The sequence below is a fragment of the Litchfieldella rifensis genome, from assembly GCF_042646605.1.
Taxonomy (GTDB): Bacteria; Pseudomonadota; Gammaproteobacteria; order Pseudomonadales; family Halomonadaceae; genus Litchfieldella; species Litchfieldella rifensis.
In genome coordinates this window covers 24980-44928 of record NZ_JBHRUG010000037.1, presented here as the reverse complement: position 1 = coordinate 44928, position 19949 = coordinate 24980, and the positions used below count along the sequence as shown (strand labels likewise).

At 63.2% G+C, this 19949-nt stretch carries 16 protein-coding genes and 2 tRNA genes; 17 read left to right on the top strand and 1 reads right to left on the bottom strand.

The annotated features are described in order from the left end of the window. Positions 1-6 precede the first annotated feature (6 nt). A complete protein-coding gene (carB, locus tag ACFOEV_RS18515; RefSeq protein WP_386776377.1) occupies positions 7-3252 on the top strand; it encodes a carbamoyl-phosphate synthase large subunit in 3246 nt (1081 codons plus the stop codon). Further along, the gene (gene greA / locus ACFOEV_RS18510; RefSeq protein ID WP_386776376.1) at positions 3249-3725 is read left to right on the top strand and encodes a transcription elongation factor GreA; all 477 of its coding nucleotides are present in this window, start codon (positions 3249-3251) and stop codon (positions 3723-3725) included. Before carB ends, greA begins: the two co-directional genes overlap by 4 nt. A gap of 106 nt (positions 3726-3831) precedes the next feature. On the opposite strand, the gene yhbY is transcribed toward greA, so the two are convergent. After that, the gene (yhbY, locus tag ACFOEV_RS18505; RefSeq protein ID WP_386776375.1) at positions 3832-4158 is read right to left on the bottom strand and encodes a ribosome assembly RNA-binding protein YhbY; all 327 of its coding nucleotides are present in this window, start codon (positions 4156-4158) and stop codon (positions 3832-3834) included. A gap of 138 nt (positions 4159-4296) precedes the next feature. Between yhbY and rlmE the strand changes: the two genes are divergently transcribed. From rlmE to pnp, 15 genes are all read left to right on the top strand, one after another. Beyond that, positions 4297-4974 carry a 23S rRNA (uridine(2552)-2'-O)-methyltransferase RlmE gene (gene rlmE / locus ACFOEV_RS18500; RefSeq protein WP_386776374.1) on the top strand — a complete coding sequence of 226 codons (678 nt, stop codon included), beginning with the start codon at positions 4297-4299 and terminating at the stop codon, positions 4972-4974. A gap of 168 nt (positions 4975-5142) precedes the next feature. Beyond that, positions 5143-7125, top strand: coding sequence for an ATP-dependent zinc metalloprotease FtsH (gene ftsH / locus ACFOEV_RS18495; protein WP_386776373.1), 1983 nt, complete (start codon positions 5143-5145; stop codon positions 7123-7125). A gap of 223 nt (positions 7126-7348) precedes the next feature. Continuing rightward, on the top strand, positions 7349-8140 hold the full coding sequence (gene folP / locus ACFOEV_RS18490) for a dihydropteroate synthase (protein ID WP_386776372.1): 792 nt from the start codon (positions 7349-7351) through the stop codon (positions 8138-8140). Beyond that, complete coding sequence (gene glmM, locus ACFOEV_RS18485) at positions 8137-9483, top strand: phosphoglucosamine mutase (RefSeq protein WP_386776371.1); 1347 nt, start codon at positions 8137-8139, stop codon at positions 9481-9483. The genes folP and glmM overlap by 4 nt, the downstream gene beginning before the upstream one ends. A 117-nt stretch (positions 9484-9600) precedes the next feature. Continuing rightward, positions 9601-10347: a triose-phosphate isomerase gene (tpiA, locus tag ACFOEV_RS18480; protein WP_386776370.1), complete on the top strand. Its 747-nt coding sequence runs from the start codon at positions 9601-9603 to the stop codon at positions 10345-10347. Positions 10348-10351: 4 nt separating this feature from the next. Then, entirely contained in the window at positions 10352-10711 is a 360-nt protein-coding gene (secG, locus tag ACFOEV_RS18475; RefSeq protein ID WP_386776369.1) for a preprotein translocase subunit SecG, read from the top strand. A 31-nt stretch (positions 10712-10742) separates the two neighbouring features. Then, positions 10743-10829 (top strand) — tRNA-Leu (locus tag ACFOEV_RS18470). 108 nt (positions 10830-10937) lie between these two features. After that, a tRNA-Met gene (locus tag ACFOEV_RS18465) sits at positions 10938-11014 on the top strand. 206 nt (positions 11015-11220) lie between these two features. Further along, the gene (rimP, locus tag ACFOEV_RS18460) at positions 11221-11682 is read left to right on the top strand and encodes a ribosome maturation factor RimP (RefSeq protein ID WP_386776368.1); all 462 of its coding nucleotides are present in this window, start codon (positions 11221-11223) and stop codon (positions 11680-11682) included. Between the two features lie 52 nt (positions 11683-11734). Further along, entirely contained in the window at positions 11735-13228 is a 1494-nt protein-coding gene (gene nusA / locus ACFOEV_RS18455; RefSeq protein WP_386776367.1) for a transcription termination factor NusA, read from the top strand. Between the two features lie 27 nt (positions 13229-13255). Further along, positions 13256-15853: a translation initiation factor IF-2 gene (gene infB / locus ACFOEV_RS18450; RefSeq protein WP_386776366.1), complete on the top strand. Its 2598-nt coding sequence runs from the start codon at positions 13256-13258 to the stop codon at positions 15851-15853. Between the two features lie 21 nt (positions 15854-15874). Beyond that, a complete protein-coding gene (gene rbfA, locus ACFOEV_RS18445) occupies positions 15875-16288 on the top strand; it encodes a 30S ribosome-binding factor RbfA (RefSeq protein WP_386776365.1) in 414 nt (137 codons plus the stop codon). Continuing rightward, positions 16288-17223 (top strand): tRNA pseudouridine(55) synthase TruB, encoded by a 936-nt coding sequence (truB, locus tag ACFOEV_RS18440; protein ID WP_386776364.1) that lies wholly within the window; start codon positions 16288-16290, stop codon positions 17221-17223. Before rbfA ends, truB begins: the two co-directional genes overlap by 1 nt. Positions 17224-17331: 108 nt before the next feature. After that, the gene (gene rpsO, locus ACFOEV_RS18435; RefSeq protein WP_016419040.1) at positions 17332-17601 is read left to right on the top strand and encodes a 30S ribosomal protein S15; all 270 of its coding nucleotides are present in this window, start codon (positions 17332-17334) and stop codon (positions 17599-17601) included. A 271-nt stretch (positions 17602-17872) separates the two neighbouring features. Beyond that, positions 17873-19949, top strand: a 2077-nt coding sequence (gene pnp, locus ACFOEV_RS18430; RefSeq protein ID WP_386776363.1) for a polyribonucleotide nucleotidyltransferase, incomplete at its 3' end; no start/stop codon positions are given.

Below are 19949 nucleotides of genomic sequence, written 5' to 3'. Positions count from 1 at the left end.
ACCGTCATGCCCAAGCGTACCGACATCAAGAGCATCCTGATCATTGGCGCTGGCCCGATCGTCATCGGCCAGGCCTGCGAATTCGACTACTCCGGCGCCCAGGCGTGCAAGGCGCTGCGCGAAGAGGGTTACCGGGTCATCCTGGTCAACTCCAACCCGGCCACCATCATGACCGACCCGGTGATGGCCGACGCCACCTATATCGAGCCGATCACCTGGCAGACGGTGGAGAAGATCATCGCGGTCGAACGTCCTGATGCGCTGCTGCCGACCATGGGCGGCCAGACGGCACTGAACTGCGCGCTGGACCTCGATCGTCACGGGGTGCTGGCCAAGTACGACGTCGAGATGATCGGCGCCAACGCCGATGCCATCAACAAGGCCGAGGACCGCGACCTCTTCGACAAGGCGATGAAGCGCATCGGCCTGGAGTGTCCCAAGGCCCAGGTCGCCCACTCCATGGACGAGGCCTGGCAGATCCAGGGCGAGCTCGGCTTTCCGGTGATCATTCGCCCCTCCTACACCATGGGCGGCTCCGGCGGCGGCGTGGCCTACAACAAGGAGGAGTTCGAGGAGATCTGTAGCCGCGGCTTCGAGCTCTCCAACAACCACGAGCTGCTGATCGACGAGTCGCTGCTGGGCTGGAAGGAGTACGAGATGGAGGTCGTGCGCGACAAGCACGACAACTGCATCATCGTCTGCTCGATCGAGAACTTCGACCCCATGGGCGTGCATACCGGCGACTCGATCACCGTGGCGCCGGCGCAGACGCTGACCGACAAGGAATACCAGATCATGCGCGACGCCTCGTTGGCGGTGCTGCGCGAGATCGGCGTCGAGACCGGCGGCTCCAACGTGCAGTTCGGGGTCGACCCCGACAGCGGGCGCATGGTGGTCATCGAGATGAACCCGCGAGTATCGCGCAGCTCGGCGCTGGCCTCCAAGGCCACCGGGTTCCCGATCGCCAAGATCGCCGCCAAGTTGGCGGTCGGCTACACCCTGGACGAGCTGCAGAACGACATCACCGGCGGGCGCACCCCGGCGTCGTTCGAGCCGTCCATCGACTACGTGGTCACCAAGATCCCGCGCTTCACTTTCGAGAAGTTCCCCCAGGCCAACGATCGCCTGACCACCCAGATGAAATCGGTGGGCGAGGTCATGGCCATCGGCCGGACGTTCCAGGAGTCGCTGCACAAGGCCCTGCGCGGCATGGAGACCGGCAACGATGGCCTCGATCCCAAGTTTCCTGAGTACAAGTTCGGCGAGTTCAGCGGCGAGGCCATGGCGCATATCAAGGGCGAGCTGCAGGCCGCCGGGGCCGAGCGCATCTTCTATGTCGCCGACGCCATGCGCGCCGGGATGAGTGTCGACGAGATCTTCGCCCTGACCAGGATCGATCGCTGGTACCTGGTGCAGATCGAGGACCTGGTGCTGGCCGAACAGGCCGTCGCCAAGCGCTCGCTGTCCGAGTTCAGTGCGCGCGAACTGTTCCTGCTCAAGCGCAAGGGCTTCAGTGACGCCCGCCTGGCCAGCCTGCTCGGTGTCGCCGAGAAGGAATTTCGCAAGACCCGCCAGCGGCTCGGCGTGCGGCCGGTCTACAAGCGTGTCGACACCTGCGCCGCCGAGTTCGCCTCCGATACCGCCTACATGTACTCCAGCTACGAGGAAGAGTGCGAGGCCGAGGTCTCGGACCGGCAGAAGATCATGGTGCTGGGCGGCGGGCCGAACCGCGTCGGCCAGGGCATCGAGTTCGATTACTGCTGTGTACACGCGGCACTCGCCATGCGTGACGACGGTTACGAGACCATCATGGTCAACTGCAACCCGGAAACCGTGTCCACCGACTATGACACGTCGGATCGCCTGTACTTCGAGCCGGTGACCCTGGAGGACGTGTTGGAGATCGCCGACAAGGAGCAGCCGGTGGGGGTGATCGTGCAGTTTGGTGGCCAGACCCCGCTCAAGCTGGCCCGCGAGTTGGAAGCCGCCGGCGTGCCGATCATCGGCACCACCCCGGACGCCATCGACCGCGCCGAGGACCGCGAGCGCTTCCAGCAGATGATCGACAAGCTCGGCCTCAAGCAGCCGCCCAATGCCACCGCGCGCAGCTTCGACGACGCCTTCGCCAAGGCCGAGGCCATCGGCTACCCACTGGTGGTGCGGCCCAGCTATGTGCTGGGCGGGCGGGCCATGGAAATCGTCTACGATGCCTCCGAGCTCGAGAACTACATGACCCACGCGGTCAAGGTCTCCAACGACTCGCCGGTGCTGCTCGACCACTTCCTCAATGCCGCCATCGAGATCGATATCGATGCGGTCAGCGACGGCCGACAGGTGGTGATCGGCGGCATCATGCAGCATATCGAACAGGCCGGGGTGCACTCCGGCGACTCCGCTTGTGCGCTGCCGCCCTATTCGCTGCCCGCCGACGTGCAGGACGAGATGCGCGACCAGGTCAAGCGCATGGCCGTGGAGCTCGGCGTGGTCGGGCTGATGAACGTGCAGTTGGCCTGGCAGGATGGCGAGATCTACGTCATCGAGGTCAACCCACGCGCTTCACGCACCGTGCCGTTCGTTTCCAAGTGCATCGGCACCTCGCTGGCCCAGGTCGCCGCGCGCTGCATGGCCGGCAAGACCCTGGCGGAGCAGAACTTCGAACGCGAGATCGTGCCGCATTTCTACAGCGTCAAGGAGGCGGTGTTCCCGTTCAACAAGTTCCCCGGCGTCGACCCCATCCTGTCGCCGGAGATGAAATCCACCGGCGAGGTGATGGGCTCGGGCTCGACCTTTGCCGAAGCGTTTTACAAGGCCCAGCTCGGTGCCGGCGAGGCGATCCCTACCCTCGAGGGGGAGCGCAAGGCCTTCCTTTCGGTGCGCGATCCGGACAAGGATGCCGTTATCGAGGTGGCGAAATCTTTGCTAGGATTAGGTTTTAGTCTATGTGCCACCCGTGGTACCGCCCGCGCCCTCGAGGCCGCCGGGCTCCCCGTGGAGGCCGTGAACAAGGTCTTCGAGGGTCGCCCGCATATCGTCGATATGCTCAAGAACGATGAGGTGGCCTATATCGTCAATACCACTGAGGGTCGCCAGGCGATCAGTGATTCTTCGGTGATCCGCCGCACCGCACTCGCCCGCAAGGTGCCTTATGCCACGACCTTGGCTGGTGCCAGGGCGGTGTGCATGGCGCTCGAATATGGCAATGAGATTACCGTGCGGCGGTTACAGGAATTGCATGCAGGAGCGTATCAATGAACAAGGTCCCGATGACCGTCGCAGGCGAAGCTCGTTTGCGTGAAGAGCTCGAACGGCTCAAGGGCGTCGAACGGCCCAAGGTAATCAATGCCATCGCCGAGGCGCGCGAGCACGGCGATCTCAAGGAAAATGCCGAGTATCACGCGGCGCGCGAGCAGCAGGGGTTCATCGAGGGGCGTATCCAGGAAATCGAAAGCAAGCTGTCCGCGGCCCAGGTGATCGATGTCACCAAGCTGCCCCAGACGGGCAAGGTGATCTTCGGCGTGACCGTCGAGCTGCTCAACCTGGATACTGACGAGGAAGTCCGCTACCGCATCGTCGGCGAGGACGAGGCCGATATCAAGGCCGGCAAGATCTCGGTGACTTCGCCCATCGCCCGTGCCCTGATCGGCAAGGAAGAGGGTGATGTGGTGGTGGTCAGGACCCCCGGCGGCGAGGTCGAATACGAGATTGGTGGGGTCGAGCATTTGTGACCCCAGCCATAAGCTGTAAGCTTGAAGCTGTAAGAAAAACACCCCCGTAGCCTGCGCTGCGGGGGTGATGGTTTTACTTACGGCTTACAGCTCTAGACTTACCGCTTCAGTGCCGGCCGTGATGGCCCTCGAAGCGCTTGATATTCGACAGCTTGGGGTTGGCCTTGGGATTGTGGCGGTAGAGCAGCGCCATCTTGCCGATGGCTTGCACCCGTTCGGCGCCGCTCTGGACGACCAACTGGTCGAGTACGAGGGCACGATCGTCGCGCTCGGCGATCGCCAGCTTGATCTTGACCAGCTCATGGTCGTCGAGGGCGCGCTCGAGTTCGGCCAGAAGCCCGTCGGAAATGCCGTTCTCGGATACGGTGACGACGGGGTTCAGGTGGTGGCCGATGCTGCGGAATGCTTTCTTTTGTGCCTGTGACAAGCTCATGGTATCGTGATGCTTCCAGTTGCGCTGAACACGCCATGGTACGGCGAAAGTCGCTGTGGTGAAAGCGTCATCCGCGGCTCCGTCTCAGGCTCCCTCGACACCCCCGTGATTCCGAATATCAGAAACCCAGGTGACGCCGTGGCACGTTCCTCCAGCCCCAACAGGCTTCCCGCGTCTCGCAGCGGTGCCCACAAGAGCGCTGCCAGCAAGACCAGCGCGGGTTGGCTCAAGGAGCATTTCGACGACCCATACGTGCAGCGCAGTTGGCAGGATGGCTATCGTAGCCGCGCCAGTTACAAGCTGCTCGAACTCGACGCCAAGGACAAGCTGTTCAAGCCCGGCATGACGGTGATCGACCTGGGGGCGGCCCCGGGAGGATGGAGTCAGGTCGCCGCCGACAAGGTTGGCGAGACGGGAATGGTGGTCGCCTCGGACATTCTCGAGATGGATGCCGTGGCCGGGGTCGACTTCATCGCGGGCGACTTCACCGAGGACGAAGTGCTCGAGGCGATTCTCGCCGCCGTAGATTCTCGACCGGTGGACCTTGTGATGTCCGATATGGCCCCCAATATGAGTGGTATGGCCGCCATCGATCAGCCCCAGGCGATGTATCTCGTCGAACTGGCGTTGGACCTGGCTCGCCAGACGCTGGCACCCGGTGGCCGCTTTCTGGCCAAGGTGTTCCAGGGCGAAGGATTCGATGACTTCCTGGCGGAGCTGCGCGGCAGCTTCGACAAGGTGGTCACTCGCAAGCCGGAGGCGTCGCGCGCGCGTTCGCGCGAAGTCTACCTGCTGGCGCAAGGATTTCGGGGCTGATACGGCACGGCCCGATAGCGAGGGCTAAGGAAGCGATAGGCAGGCTCCCGGGTTAGGCTGTGCCACAGTCGTTCGAGGCTGGCATGTGTGGTTGAACGTCCCCATGTGCTGTAGTGTCGAACCTCTAGGCTCATTTGGCAGATCGATTTCAGCAATGAGGGTACTCCCTTGAATGACATGGCGAAGAACCTGATTCTGTGGTTGGTCATCGCAGCAGTATTGCTGACGGTGTTCAACAACTTCAGTGTCGACAATACGCCGCAGACGATGAACTACTCACAGTTCGTCCAGCAGGTGCAGAACCAGCAGGTTCGCAGCGTAACCATCGACGGTTACACCATTTCCGGTGAGCGTACCGACGGCTCGCAGTTCCGGACCATTCGCCCGGCGGCGGAAGATCCCAAGCTGATGGACGATCTGCTGTCCAACAACGTCACCGTGGTTGGCAAGGAGCCTCAAGAGCAGAGTCTGTGGACGCGGCTGCTGATTGCCAGCTTCCCGATCCTGATCATCCTGGCCATCTTCCTGTTCTTCATGCGCCAGATGCAGGGGGGCGCCGGCGGCAAAGGCGGGCCGATGAGCTTCGGCAAGTCCAAGGCCAAGCTGCTTTCCCAGGACCAGATCAAGACCACCTTCGCCGACGTGGCCGGCTGTGATGAGGCCAAGGAGGAAGTCGAGGAACTGGTCGACTTCCTGCGCGACCCCAGCAAGTTCCAGCGCCTGGGTGGCACCATCCCGCGTGGCGTGTTGATGGTCGGCCCCCCGGGGACCGGCAAGACCTTGCTTGCGCGGTCCATCGCCGGCGAAGCCAAGGTGCCGTTCTTCTCGATCTCCGGTTCCGATTTCGTCGAGATGTTCGTTGGCGTGGGAGCGTCCCGCGTGCGCGACATGTTCGAGCAGGCCAAGAAGCAGGCGCCATGCATCATCTTCATCGATGAGATCGATGCCGTGGGCCGCTCGCGTGGTGCCGGCATGGGCGGTGGCAACGACGAGCGCGAACAGACGCTCAACCAGTTGCTGGTGGAGATGGACGGCTTCGAAGCCAACGAAGGGATCATCGTCATCGCCGCCACCAACCGCCCCGACGTGCTCGATCCGGCGCTGTTGCGCCCGGGCCGCTTCGACCGTCAGGTCACCGTGGGGCTGCCCGACATTCGCGGCCGCGAGCACATCCTGGGCGTGCACCTGCGCAAGGTGCCGCTGGCCGAGGACGTCAAGCCCCAATTGATCGCCCGTGGCACGCCGGGCTTCTCCGGCGCCGATCTGGCCAACCTGGTCAACGAGGCGGCGCTGTTCGCGGCGCGCCGCAACAAGCGCCTGGTCAGCATGGAAGAGCTGGAGCTGGCCAAGGACAAGATCATGATGGGCGCCGAGCGCAAGTCGATGGTCATGTCCGAGAAGGAGAAGCGCAATACCGCCTATCATGAGTCGGGCCACGCCATCATCGGCCTGGTGATGCCCGAGCACGACCCGGTGTACAAGGTCACCATCATTCCGCGCGGGCGAGCCTTGGGCGTCACCATGTTCCTGCCGGAAGAGGACCGCTACAGCCTGTCGCGCCAGCAGATCATTAGCCAGATCTGCTCACTGTTCGGCGGTCGTATCGCCGAGGAAATGACGCTGGGGCCGAATGGGGTGACCACCGGCGCCTCCAATGACATCAAGCGCGCGACCGAATTGGCCCACAACATGGTCGCCAAATGGGGCCTGTCCGATGAGATGGGGCCGCTGATGTACGACGAGGACGAGTCGCACCAGTTCCTGGGTGGGCCAGGCAGCGGTGGCAAGCTCAAGTCTGGTGAAACCACCACCAAGCTCGACAAGGAAGTGCGTCGGATCATCGACGAGTGCTACGACAAGGCGCGCCAGATCCTCGTAGACAATCGCGACAAGCTCGATGCCATGGCCGAAGCGCTGATGATGTACGAAACCATCGACGCCGAGCAGCTCAAGGACATCATGTCGGGTCGCAAGCCGCGTCCCCCCGAGGGATGGGAAGGCGATGACTCCGGCGGTGGGACGCCATTGGCCGAGGAGCCCAAGGCCGAGCCGGAGGTTCCTCAGCAGGTCGATGACGGCAACGAGGAAGAGGACGATGACGGCCCGCGTCGCCGGCCTTCCGACCCCCTTGGGGGGCCTGCCGGTCATTGATGTCGGCGGTCCCGATGCAGCAAGCGAAGGCGCCCCGCGAGGGCGCCTTCTTGCGCCCCGGACGGCGCCTGATTACAGTGGGCCTTTTTCGCGAGTGACACCTGCCGCGGCACGCGGCGCAGCAGGCCTCTCATCGGCAGGACCCAGCGTCATGACTGACATTTCGACAACGGTTATTTTACATTGTGGCCGGCACCGGCTAGACCTTTCTTACCCTCGCGTCATGGGGGTCCTCAATGTCACTCCCGATTCCTTCTCCGACGGCGGCCGGCATACCGTGACCGACGATGCCTTGCGCCACGCCGAGCGCATGCTGGCCGAAGGTGCGGCGATCATCGACGTGGGTGGCGAGTCGACCCGTCCCGGGGCTGTGAGTGTACCCATACAGCAGGAGCTGGACCGGGTGGCGCCGGTGGTCGAACGCCTGGTGCACGAACTCGATGCGCTGGTGTCGGTGGATACCAGTGCCCCCGAGGTCATGCGTGAAGTGACGGCGCTCGGCGCCGGCATGATCAACGACGTGCGTGCGCTGCGCCGCGAGGGTGCCCTGCAGGCGGCGGCTTGCAGCGGCTTGCCGATATGCCTGATGCACATGGTGGGGGAGCCGGGTGATATGCAACAGGCTCCGCACTATGATGAGAGTGTGGAAGATGCCGTGATGGCTTTCCTCAAAGAGCGCGTCGCTGCCTGCGAAGCCGCAGGCTTGCGACGCGAGCGCTTGATTCTCGATCCGGGCTTCGGGTTCGGCAAGACTGTCGAACATAATCTGCGTTTGCTCAATCGCATGGATCGGTTGCAATCACTGGGCCTGCCACTGCTGGCGGGGATGTCGCGCAAGAGCATGATCGGCAAGGTGCTGGAGCGACCGGTGGAGGAGCGATTGGCCGGAGGGCTGGCTGTGGCCGCTATGGCAGTCGAACGCGGTGCGCGGATTCTGCGTGTCCACGATGTCGGGCCCAGCGTGGATGCAGTCAATATGGCCTGGGCCGTGCTACAGGAAGGCTTGGAAACATGACAAGACGTTATTTCGGAACCGACGGCATTCGCGGGACCGTTGGCGAGTACCCCATTACCGCGGATTTCATGCTCAAGCTGGGCTGGGCCATGGGGCGGGTGCTGGCCCGGGGTGGCCGGGCCAAGGTATTGATCGGCAAGGATACCCGGATTTCCGGCTACATGTTCGAATCGGCCCTGGAGGCGGGACTGTCGGCCGCCGGTGTCGACGTGTCGCTGCTGGGCCCGATGCCGACCCCGGGGATCGCCTATCTGACCCGGACCTTCCGGGCCGACGCCGGCATCGTCATCTCGGCCTCGCATAACCCCTTTGACGACAACGGCATCAAGTTCTTCTCCGCCGAGGGCACCAAACTCGATGACGGGATCGAGTTGCGTATCGAGGAAGAGCTCGACAAGCCGCTGACCACGGTTGCCAACGACGCCTTGGGCAAGGCGGTGCGGATCAGCGACGCGCCGGGTCGCTATATCGAATTCTGCAAGTCGACGATCCCTGACCGGGTTAGCCTGCATGGGCTCAAGATCGTGCTCGACTGTGCTCATGGCGCCACCTATCACATCGCTCCCAGTGTGTTCCGCGAGCTGGGCGCCGAGGTCAGCCTGATCGGCAGCACCCCCGATGGCCTCAACATCAACCAGGAGGTGGGCTCGACCCACCCGGCGAGCCTGCGGGCGGCGGTGATCGGCAAGGGGGCCGATCTCGGCATCGCCTTCGACGGCGACGGTGACCGGGTATTGCTGGTCGATGCCGACGGCCGCGAAGTCGACGGTGATGACATCCTCTACTTGATCGCGCGCGATCGGCATGCGCGCGGGGAGCTGGGTGGCGGCGTGGTCGGTACCCTGATGTCCAACTTCGGTCTCGCTGCGGCACTGGAAGACCTGGGCGTGCCCTTCGAGCGCACCCAGGTCGGCGACCGCTATGTGATGGAGCGGCTGGTTGCCAACGGATGGCAGCTCGGCGGTGAGTCTTCGGGGCATATCGTCTGCGGCCATGTGCAGACCACCGGCGACGGCATCGTCTCGGCATTGCAGGTGGTGGCGATCATGGTGCGCGAGGGTGTGTCACTGGCCCGGTTGCTGGACGGGTTCGAGAAGGCACCCCAGGCACTGGTCAATGTTCGCCTGTCGCCGCAAGCCGACCGCGAGAGACTGATGACCAGCGATGACCTGAAGCGTTCGGTGGCCGCGGTGGAAGCGGAGTTGGGCAACGATGGGCGTGTCCTGCTGCGGCCCTCGGGCACCGAGCCGTTGATCCGGGTGATGGTCGAAGGGCGACCGCATTTGGATGTGACGGCGCTGGCGCAGCGTATCGCCAGCGATGTCGAGTCGCTGCTCGGCTGAATCGGGTGCCTGGCATGATGCGGCCGTGGGGCAGGGTAAGGAAGAGGGCCTCTGCTCCAGTTGTCATGCCAGGGCCGCTCCTATACCATTTCGCTCCACCTTGAAAGAGGACCGCTTATGCGTACGGCGCTGATTGCCGGCAATTGGAAGATGAACGGGTCACTGGCGCTGGTCGAGGACTTCGCTCGCACCTTTGCCGAGGCGCGGTTGCCGGCCGTCGAGGTGGCGCTGATGGTGCCGGCGCCGTATCTGGACGCTGCCCGTCGGGCATTCGACGATACACCGCTGGCGGTTGGCGCTCAGACGCTGCATCCGGAAGCGAAGGGCGCTTTCACCGGCGAGGTCAGTGGCGATATGCTGATCGAGTCGGGGGCGCGCTATGTGTTGGTCGGGCATTCCGAACGCCGTAACCTCTTTCACGAAGACGATGCCGCCGTGTTGGCACGCGTGCGCGCTGCCTTGACCGTCGGCCTGACGCCGATCCTGTGCGTCGGCGAGTCCCTCGAGGAGCGCGAGGCGGAGCGCACGGAGGCCGTGGTGCTGGGCCAGGTGATGGCGGTCTTCGATGCCCTGGAGCCCGACGAGCGCGTACGGGTGATCATTGCCTATGAGCCGGTATGGGCCATTGGCACCGGTCGGACCGCGACCCCTGAGCAGGCGCAAGCGGTGCATGCAGCGATTCGTGCCCGGCTCGGGGAATACGATGCGACGCTGGCCGAAGACCTGCGTCTGTTGTACGGCGGCAGCATGAAGGCTGCCAATGCCACCGAGTTGCTTACGCAGCCCGATATCGACGGCGGCCTGGTGGGCGGTGCCTCACTACAGGTCGACGATTTTCTAGCCATTTGTCAGTCAGCAGGTTGAACTCATGCAAGTTGCCATTCTCATGACCCATGTGGCGATTGCCATCGCCCTGGTCGCTCTTGTCCTGCTGCAGCAGGGCAAGGGCGCCGAAGCCGGCGCCGCTTTCGGCGGCGGAGCCTCGCAGACCGTGTTCGGATCGCGCGGCAGCGGTAGTTTCTTGTCCAAGCTGACGGCCGTTCTCGCGGCGGCTTTCTTCGCCACCTCGCTGGCATTGGCCTACTTTGCCTCCGAAGCCAGGCAGGCACCCGAGGCCGGTGTGCCCGATGCCCGCGTGATCGAGCAGCAAAGAAACGTGCCGACCCTTGACGATGAGTCGAGTGACGTGGATAATGCCGCGCCAGTACTGGAAGAAAGCAGCGACTGACGTCGCCGATTTTTTCGATGTGCTCCCCGATGCCGAAGTGGTGGAATTGGTAGACACGCTATCTTGAGGGGGTAGTGACCGTATGGTCGTGCGGGTTCAAGTCCCGCCTTCGGCACCAACTGAGCACCATGTGTCATCGGTCGTTCAGCGCAAGATTGGCACCCTGGCGATGCCTCGCGTACTTGACTAATTCGTGAGCCTCTCTTATAATCGCCGACCTGTATGATGCGGGGTGGAGCAGTCTGGTAGCTCGTCGGGCTCATAACCCGAAGGTCATCGGTTCAAATCCGGTCCCCGCTACCATTTCGCCGAAGGTGTTGCCTTATCGAGGGGCCTCGGTGAATGGTGTGAAAGGTTTCTTGTAAAAGGCCCCTTCCAGTGAAGGGGCTTTTTGTTAGCAGCTCATCTGTTGACCGTTCAGATGTTAACAGCAATGCCAATCAGCCACCTAGCTTCCTCTTGAACTCCTGGCCAGGTGCCTGATGCAACGGCTGTAGGAGTCTTCGTCTGTGGCAATCAAGGACGCGGCGCTGTATGCGCTCATCGAGCCGGTGGTGACATCCATGGGCTTCGAACTCTGGGGAATCGACTATCTTTCCCAGGGCAAACATTCCCGACTGGTGATCTATATCGACAGCCTCGATGGGGTGTCGGTGGAGGATTGTGCCAGTATCAGCCGGCAAGTGAGCGCCGTGCTCGATGTCGAGGATCCGATCGCCGGCGAATACCGCCTGGAAGTGTCCTCGCCTGGTATGGACCGTCCATTGTTCACCCTCGACCATTTTGCCCGTTTCACGGGCCATGTGATTGCCTTGAAACTGCGTACTCCCTTCGAGGGTCGTCGCAAGTTTCAGGGTCTGCTGGCCGGGGTCGAGGGTGACGATGTGTTGTTGCAGCTTGAGGACGAAGAGTACTGCTTTCCCATAGACGCAATCGATCAGGCACGAGTCGTGCCCCAGTTCGAGGATTGAGGCGACGCATGAGATCGATGCATAAGGACTGGTTTTCTGGCGAGGCAAAGGCATGAGCAAAGAGATTCTGATGGTCGTTGATGCGATCTCGAATGAAAAGGGCGTGCCCCGGGACGTGATTTTCGAAGCGGTGGAAGCCGCTCTGGCGAGCGCATCACGCAAGCGCTTCGAGGGCCAGGAGGTCAGTGTTCGGGTCAAGATCGACCGCTCCACCGGTGATTACGAGACGTTCCGGCGTTGGGTGGTGGTCGAGGACGACGAGTTCGAGAACCCCGATGCCGAAATCAAGCAATCCTTCGCCGAACGACGCGATACACCGCTGACTCTCGGCGACGTGGTCGAGGAGCGTATCGAAAATGCCGCCTTCGGTCGCATCGCGGCCCAGACCGCCAAGCAGGTCATCGTGCAGAAGGTGCGTGAGGCCGAGCGGGCCGAGGTGGTGCGTCAGTACGCCGAGCGGGAAGGCGAACTGGTCGCCGGCATCGTCAAGAAAACCACACGTGATGGGTTGATCATCGATCTGGGTGACAATGCCGAGGCGTTCCTGCCGCGCAGCGAGATGATCCCTGGCGAACGCTACCGCATGAACGAGCGCGTGCGTGCTCTGCTGGTCAAGGTCGATGCCGAGGCCCGGGGAGCGCAGTTGATCCTGTCGCGGACCTGTCCCGAGTTGATCATCGAATTGTTCAAGATCGAGGTGCCGGAAATCGCCGAGCAGCTCATCGAGATCAAGGGCGCGGCCCGTGATCCCGGCTCGCGGGCCAAGATCGCCGTCAAGACCAACGATCGGCGCATCGATCCGGTCGGTGCTTGCGTCGGAATGCGAGGATCGCGGGTGCAGGCGGTATCCACCGAGCTGCGCAGCGAGCGGGTCGATATCATCCTGTGGGATGACAACCCGGCACAACTGGTGATCAATGCCATGGCGCCGGCGGATGTCGCCTCTATCCTGGTCGACGAAGACACTCATTCGATGGATGTCGCCGTCGCCGAGGACAACCTCGCCCAGGCCATCGGGCGCAGTGGTCAGAACGTGCGTCTGGCCTCCGAGCTGACCGGCTGGAAGCTCAATGTGATGACCGAGGAGGAAGCCGAGGGCAAGCGCGAGCAGGAGATCGACAGCCTGGTCGAGCACTTCATCAATCACCTCGAGATCGACGAGGAAATGGCGCGAATCCTGGTCGAGGAGGGGTTCACCTCCCTCGAGGAAATCGCCTATGTGCCACTCGAAGAAATGCTCGAGATCGAGGAATTCGACGAGGACCTCGTCGAGGAACTGCGGGCGCGGGCCAAGGACGAGCTGTTGAACCTGGCGATCGCTTCCGAGGAGCAGCTCGACGGTGCGCAACCGGCCGACGACCTGCTCGAGATGGAGGGGATGGAACGCCACTTGGCCTTCATTCTGGCCAGCCGAGGCATCGTCACCATGGAGGACCTTGCCGAACAGTCCGTCGATGATCTCAAGGACATCGAGGACATGGACGAGGAGCGCGCTGCGGCACTGATCATGACTGCCCGTGCGCCTTGGTTCGAGAGCGAACAGTAAACAGGTCACGGGCTCAGGAGGGTCGTAATGTCAGAAATGACCGTTAAAGATTTTGCAGCCAAGGTAGGGCGCGATGTCCCCCGCCTGCTGGAGCAGATGAAGGAAGCGGGACTGCCACACCAGTCCGAGGGTGATGCTGTGTCCGAAGAGGACAAGCAGTGTCTGCTGGATCACCTCACCAAGAGTCATGGTGGCGGTCGCGGTCCCAAGAATCGTATTACCTTGACGCGCAAGACCAAGAGTCGCATCCGCACCGGTGAGCGCGGCAAGACCATCGAAGTCCAGGTGCGCAAGAAGCGCACCTATGTCAAGCGTAGCGAAGAAGAAGAGCAGCCGGAACCGACCCCGCAGCCGGAGGCGTCAGGGCCGCGCCAGCTGGTTGGCGACATGGCCGACTCCCAGCAGGCGCAGGCGGAAGCGGAGCAGGCCGCCAAGGCAGCAGCCGAGTCCGAGGCCAAGGCCAAGGCCAAGGCCAAGGAGGCCCAGACCGAGGAGACAGGGGAGCCCGCGCGTCGCGAGGAAGTCTCCCAGGCCGAGCCGGTCGCCAAGTCCGAGCCGGTCGCCAAGTCCGAGCCGGTCGCCAAGTCCGAGCCGGAGACCGAGATCCCGGTGCCGCAGCTCGAGGACGACCAGCCGGCCGAGGCCGAACCGCCGGCACCGCCGAAGGAAGGTCGCGGCGACACGCGTCGTACTCCCAAGAAAGCGGCGGCCAAGAAGGGCCGTCATGAACGTGACGACGACGATCGTGGCGAGCGCGGCGAGCGTCGCCGCGGTGGCGGCAAGAAGGTCAAGCGCGCCGAACGGCGTGGCAGCCGGCGCGGTGGGCGCGATAGCGGCGGCAAGCATGGTTTCCAGAAGCCGACCCAGCCGATCGTGCGCGAGGTTTCCATCCCCGAGTCGATCAGCGTCGCCGACCTGGCCGACAAGATGTCGATCAAGGCCAACGAGGTCATCAAGGCCATGTTCAACATGGGCGCGGCGGTGACCATCAACCAGACCATCGACCAGGATACGGCGGCGATCGTGGTCGAGGAGATGGGCCACAAGCCCAAGTTGATCAAGGACGACGCACTCGAGACCGAGATGCTCGAGGGCATCTCCTACGAGGGCGAGGAAATCACCCGCGCCCCGGTGGTCACGGTCATGGGGCACGTCGATCACGGCAAGACCTCGTTGCTCGACTATATCCGGCGCACCAAGGTCGCCACCGGCGAGGCGGGTGGCATCACCCAGCACATCGGCGCCTATCACGTCGAACACGAGAGCGGTGATATCACCTTCCTCGATACCCCGGGTCACGCGGCCTTCACCGCCATGCGTGCCCGCGGTGCCAAGGCCACCGACGTGGTCATCCTGGTGGTGGCCGCCGACGACGGCGTGATGCCGCAGACCATCGAGGCAGTCGAGCACTCCAAGGCCGCCGAGGTGCCGATGGTGGTGGCGGTCAACAAGATCGACAAGCAGGGCGCCGATCCGGACCGGGTCAAGAACGAGCTGTCCCAGCACGGGGTGATCTCCGAGGAGTGGGGTGGCGATACCCAGTTCGTGCACGTCTCGGCCAAGACCGGCGAAGGCATCGACGAGTTGCTCGAGGCCGTGCTGCTGGTGTCCGAGGTGCTCGAGCTCAAGGCCGTGCCCGAAGCCCCGGCCAAGGGGGTGGTGGTCGAGTCGCGTCTCGACAAGGGGCGCGGTCCGGTGGCCACGGTGCTGGTTCAGAACGGCACCCTGAAGCGCGGCGACATCGTGCTGGCCGGGCTGCACTACGGCCGGGTCCGGGCGCTCACCAACGAGCTCGGCAAGCAGGTCGATGAAGTCGGTCCGGCGATGCCGGTCGAGATCCAGGGCCTGGACGGTACCCCGGATGCCGGCGACGACTTCATGGTGGTCGCCGACGAGAAGAAGGCCCGCGAGGTCGCCAACTTCCGTCAGGGCAAATACCGTGAAGTACGCCTGGCGCGTCAGCAGAAGGCCAAGCTGGAGAACATGTTCAGCCAGATGGGCCAGGACGAGGTGGCCAAGGTCAATATCGTCCTCAAGGCCGACGTGCAGGGGTCGCTGGAAGCCATCAAGGGGGCGCTCGAAGAGCTCTCCACCGACGAGGTGCAGGTCGCCGTGGTGTCCTCCGGGGTGGGTGGCATCACCGGTACCGATGCCAACCTGGCACTGGCCAGTGATGCCATCGTGGTCGGCTTCAACGTGCGTGCCGATGCGTCCGCTCGCGAGATCATCGAGCGCGAGGGCCTGGACCTGCGTTACTACAGCGTCATCTATCAGCTGATCGACGAGGTCAAGCAGGCCATGAGCGGCATGCTGGCACCGGAGTGGAAGGAAGAGATCATCGGTGTGGCCGAGGTTCGCGACGTGTTCCGCGCGCCCAAGATCGGCGCCGTGGCCGGCTGCATGGTGATCGAAGGTACCGTCCACCGCAACAAGAACATCCGCGTCTTGCGTGACAACGTGGTGATCTACGAAGGCGAGCTGGAGTCGCTGCGTCGCTTCAAGGATGACGTCAGCGAAGTGCGTAACGGCATGGAGTGCGGTATCGGCGTCAAGAACTACAATGACGTCCAGACCGGCGACAAGATCGAGGTCTTCGACCAGATCAAGGTCGAGCGTAGCCTGTAAGCCGACCGAGGAGCAACGCCCATGCGTGAGTTCAAGCGTACCGATCGAGTCGCCGATCAGTTGCAGCAGGAGCTGGCGGTGCTGATCCAGCGCGAGGTCAAGGACCCGCGCCTGGGCATGATCACCGTCAGCGGTGTCACGGTCAGCCGTGACCTCGGCTATGCCGATGTCTACGTGACCCTGCTCGGCGAGAACGACGCCGCGCGGATCAAGGATAACCTCAAGGTGCTGAAACGCGCTGCGGGTTTCCTGCGCACCCAGATCGCTCGGCGCATCAAATTGCGTCACGTGCCGGAACTGCGTTTTCACTACGATGAGAGCGTGGTGCGCGGCCAGCAGTTGTCGTCATTGATCGAGGAGGCGGTGGCCAGCGATCGTGCTCGTCAGAATGAGGGCGGGTCAACGGACGACGGCAACGATGAGGGCTCGCACTGATGGCGCGACGTCGTCGTGGCCTGCCGGTCAACGGGGTGCTGTTGTTCGACAAGCCCCATGGGCTGTCGAGCAACCATGCCCTGCAGCGAGTCAGGCGGCTATTCCAGGCCCAGAAGGCCGGTCATACCGGCACTCTTGACCCCATGGCCACCGGCCTGCTGCCGATCCTCTTCGGCGAGGCGACCAAGTTCTCCTCGCATCTGCTCGAGGCCGACAAGGTCTACCGTGCCCGGATCAAGCTGGGGGAGGTCACCGATACCGGTGATGCCGAGGGCCAGGTGATCGAACGCTTGCCGGTGCCGCGCTTCGGCGAGGCCGAGCTAGGTGAGGTACTCGAACGTTTTCGTGGCGAGATCGAGCAAGTGCCGCCGATGTATTCGGCCTTGAAGCATCAGGGGCGTCCGCTCTACGAGCTGGCCCGGCAGGGCAAGACGATCGAGCGTGCAGTTCGGCGCGTGAGGGTTTATGATACGCGCCTTCTGTCGCACGATGGCGATGGTTTCGAGCTCGAAGTGTCGTGCAGCAAAGGCACCTATATTCGCACCCTGGCCGAAGACATCGGCCGGGATCTGGGCTGTGGGGCGCATATCACCGCGCTGCGGCGGCTCGAGACCGGCCCCTTCGCCGGCGACGAGATGCAGACCCTGGAGGCTCTCCAGGCGCTGTCCGACCAGGCGGCCCGGGAAGCGTTGCTGCTGCCGGTCGATGTGCTGGTCACGCACCTGCCGTCGATCGCCGTCGACGAGGCACAGGCGAGTCGCCTGTTGCATGGCCAGCCGGCGGGGGTGGACACCCGGGGACTGGCGGACGACAGCCTGGCAAGACTCTATCGTGACGAGGCCTTCCTGGGCCTGGTCACGGTCAAGGCGACGGGGGAAATCGCTCCCCGGCGCCTGCTGGATACCTCCGTCGCCCAAGCGGGCGGCGGTGTGTGAAGCAACCCGCGATCCGTCGCCACGGCGGCAGGTCGCAGGCGTGGAGACTGCAAATATGCGTGGTCTCCGACATTCATCATTCAGGCATATTGCTTACTGGAGAAACAGATGGCACTGACCGCTGAGAAGAAGGCCGAGATCGTCAAGGAATTCGGCCGTGGCGAAAACGACACCGGTTCCCCCGAAGTTCAGGTGGCCCTGCTGAGCGCCAACATCGATGGCCTGCAGGATCACTTCAAGACCAACAAGCAGGATCACCACTCGCGTCGTGGCCTGATCCGCATGGTCAACCAGCGTCGCAAGCTGCTCGACTACCTCAAGCGCAAGGACTTCGAGCGCTACCAGTCGCTGATCCAGCGCCTGGGCCTGCGTCGCTGATCGGCGATCGACGGTCCCCGTCAGGGGTGGCGCCGCCGCCTGGTGCTGCCCCGAGTCCATGGCGATGCCGCAGGACTCTCGAACAAGCAACCCCACGGGGTTGCTTGTTCTTTTATGTGCTAGCCCGGATCGGCATCGGCTGTCGCGACGATCGCGCAGCCAATTGGTGCAATATTCGGGCTAACGGTGGCTCTCGGTGCCGTGAACTCCTAAAATGGTCGCCGAGTCAAAATGACCCAAACATGAAATCGACAAGTTAAAGGATGTCACCGTGAATCCGGTTAAGAAAAGCTTCCAGTACGGTCACAGTACCGTCACTCTCGAAACGGGCCGTGTCGCTCGTCAGGCCACGGGCGCCGTTCAGGTGACCATGGACGACACCGTGGTGTTATGCACCGTGGTCGGCAAGAAGGACCTCAAGCCAGGCCAGGACTTCTTCCCGCTGTCCGTGCACTACCAGGAAAAGACCTACTCGGTAGGCAAGATTCCCGGTGGCTTCTTCAAGCGTGAAGGACGTCCCACGGAGAAGGAAACCCTGACCTCGCGGTTGATCGACCGCCCGATCCGTCCACTCTTCCCCAAGGGCTTCATGAATGAGGTGCAGGTCATCTGTACCGTATTGTCCGCCGACCGCAATCAGGATCCGGACATCGCCGCAATGCTCGGCACCTCGGCGGCGCTGGCCATTTCCGGCCTGCCGTTCAACGGTCCGATCGGCGCTGCGCGCGTCGGCTTTACCGAAGACAAGGGCTATTTCCTCAACCCCAGTGTCGAGGAACTGGGCGCCTCCGAGCTGGACATGGTCGTCGCCGGCACCGAGAAGGCCGTGTTGATGGTCGAGTCGGAAGCCAAGGAGTTGCTTGAAGACGAGATGCTGGGCGCAGTGCTGTTCGCCCACCAGGAAATGCAGGTCGCCATCAAGGCCATCGACGAGCTGGTGGCGGAAGCCGGCAAGCCCAAGTGGGACTGGCAGCCGGCGGCCGAGAACGTCGCGCTCAAGGAGGCCATCAAGAACGGCTTCGAAACCAAGGTCGGCGATGCCTACCGCATCACCGACAAGATGGCCCGTCAGGACGCCCTGGCAGCAGCCAAGGCCGAAGCCCTCGAACAGCTCGCCGGCGACGGCGAGGGCAAGTTCGATGCCGAGGACGTCGCCGGCGCCTTCGCCAGCCTCGAGAAGCGCGTGGTGCGTTCGCGTGTGATCAATGGCGAGCCGCGCATCGATGGTCGCGATCACAAGACCGTGCGCCCGCTGGACATCAACGTCGGTGTGTTGCCCAAGACCCATGGTTCGGCGCTGTTCACTCGCGGCGAGACCCAGGCCATCGTCATCGCCACCCTGGGTACCCTGCGTGACGCCCAGTTGATCGAGTCGCTGGAAGGCGAGCGCAAGGACCGCTTCCTGCTGCACTACAACTTCCCGCCGTATTGCGTCGGTGAAGCCGGCTTCATGGGCGGTCCCAAGCGCCGTGAGATCGGCCATGGCCGCCTGGCGCGGCGTGGTGTGCAGGCCATGCTGCCTAGCGACGACGACTTCCCCTACACCATCCGCGTGGTCTCCGAGATCACCGAGTCCAACGGCTCCAGCTCCATGGCCTCGGTGTGCGGTACCTCTCTGGCGTTGATGGATGCCGGGGTGCCGCTCAAGGCACCGGTCGCGGGAATCGCCATGGGCCTGGTCAAGGATGAAGACAAGTTCGCCGTGCTCACCGATATTCTCGGGGACGAGGATCATCTGGGCGATATGGACTTCAAGGTCGCAGGTTCCGCCGCCGGCGTGACCGCCTTGCAGATGGATATCAAGATCGAAGGCATCAACGAGGAGATCATGGAGACTGCCTTGCAGCAGGCCCATGAGGCCCGTCTGCATATCCTCGGCGAGATGAATCAGGTGATCAGCCAGAGCCGTAGCGAAGTCTCCGAGAACGCGCCTTCCATGGCCACCATCAAGATCGACCCGGAGAAGATCCGCGACGTCATCGGCAAGGGCGGCGCCACTATCCGCAAGATCTGTGAGGATACCGGTGCTTCCATCGATCTCGACGACGACGGTACGGTGCGTATCTACGCCGAGGACAAGGCCGCCGCCAAGAAGGCCATCGATACCGTGCTGGCGATCACCGCCGAGGCCGAGATCGGCAGGCTCTACAGGGGCAAGGTGGTGCGCATCGCCGATTTCGGGGCCTTCGTCAACATCATGCCGGGCACCGATGGCTTGGTGCATATCTCGCAGATCGTACCCGAGCGGGTCAACGATGTGCGCGATTACCTCAATGAGGGCGACGAGGTCATAGTCAAGGTGCTGGACATCGACAACCGCAACCGCGTCAAGCTCTCCATCAAGGAGA

What these genes read in the sequence shown, in the direction of transcription:
- carB (WP_386776377.1), top strand. Translation starts at nt 7, where the DNA reads ATGCCCAAGCGTACCGACATCAAGAGCATCCTGATCATTGGCGCTGGC.
- greA (WP_386776376.1), top strand. Translation starts at nt 3,249, where the DNA reads ATGAACAAGGTCCCGATGACCGTCGCAGGCGAAGCTCGTTTGCGTGAA.
- yhbY (WP_386776375.1), bottom strand. Translation starts at nt 4,158, where the DNA reads ATGAGCTTGTCACAGGCACAAAAGAAAGCATTCCGCAGCATCGGCCAC.
- folP (WP_386776372.1), top strand. Translation starts at nt 7,349, where the DNA reads ATGGGGGTCCTCAATGTCACTCCCGATTCCTTCTCCGACGGCGGCCGG.
- glmM (WP_386776371.1), top strand. Translation starts at nt 8,137, where the DNA reads ATGACAAGACGTTATTTCGGAACCGACGGCATTCGCGGGACCGTTGGC.
- tpiA (WP_386776370.1), top strand. Translation starts at nt 9,601, where the DNA reads ATGCGTACGGCGCTGATTGCCGGCAATTGGAAGATGAACGGGTCACTG.
- secG (WP_386776369.1), top strand. Translation starts at nt 10,352, where the DNA reads ATGCAAGTTGCCATTCTCATGACCCATGTGGCGATTGCCATCGCCCTG.
- nusA (WP_386776367.1), top strand. Translation starts at nt 11,735, where the DNA reads ATGAGCAAAGAGATTCTGATGGTCGTTGATGCGATCTCGAATGAAAAG.
- infB (WP_386776366.1), top strand. Translation starts at nt 13,256, where the DNA reads ATGTCAGAAATGACCGTTAAAGATTTTGCAGCCAAGGTAGGGCGCGAT.
- rbfA (WP_386776365.1), top strand. Translation starts at nt 15,875, where the DNA reads ATGCGTGAGTTCAAGCGTACCGATCGAGTCGCCGATCAGTTGCAGCAG.
- truB (WP_386776364.1), top strand. Translation starts at nt 16,288, where the DNA reads ATGGCGCGACGTCGTCGTGGCCTGCCGGTCAACGGGGTGCTGTTGTTC.
- rpsO (WP_016419040.1), top strand. Translation starts at nt 17,332, where the DNA reads ATGGCACTGACCGCTGAGAAGAAGGCCGAGATCGTCAAGGAATTCGGC.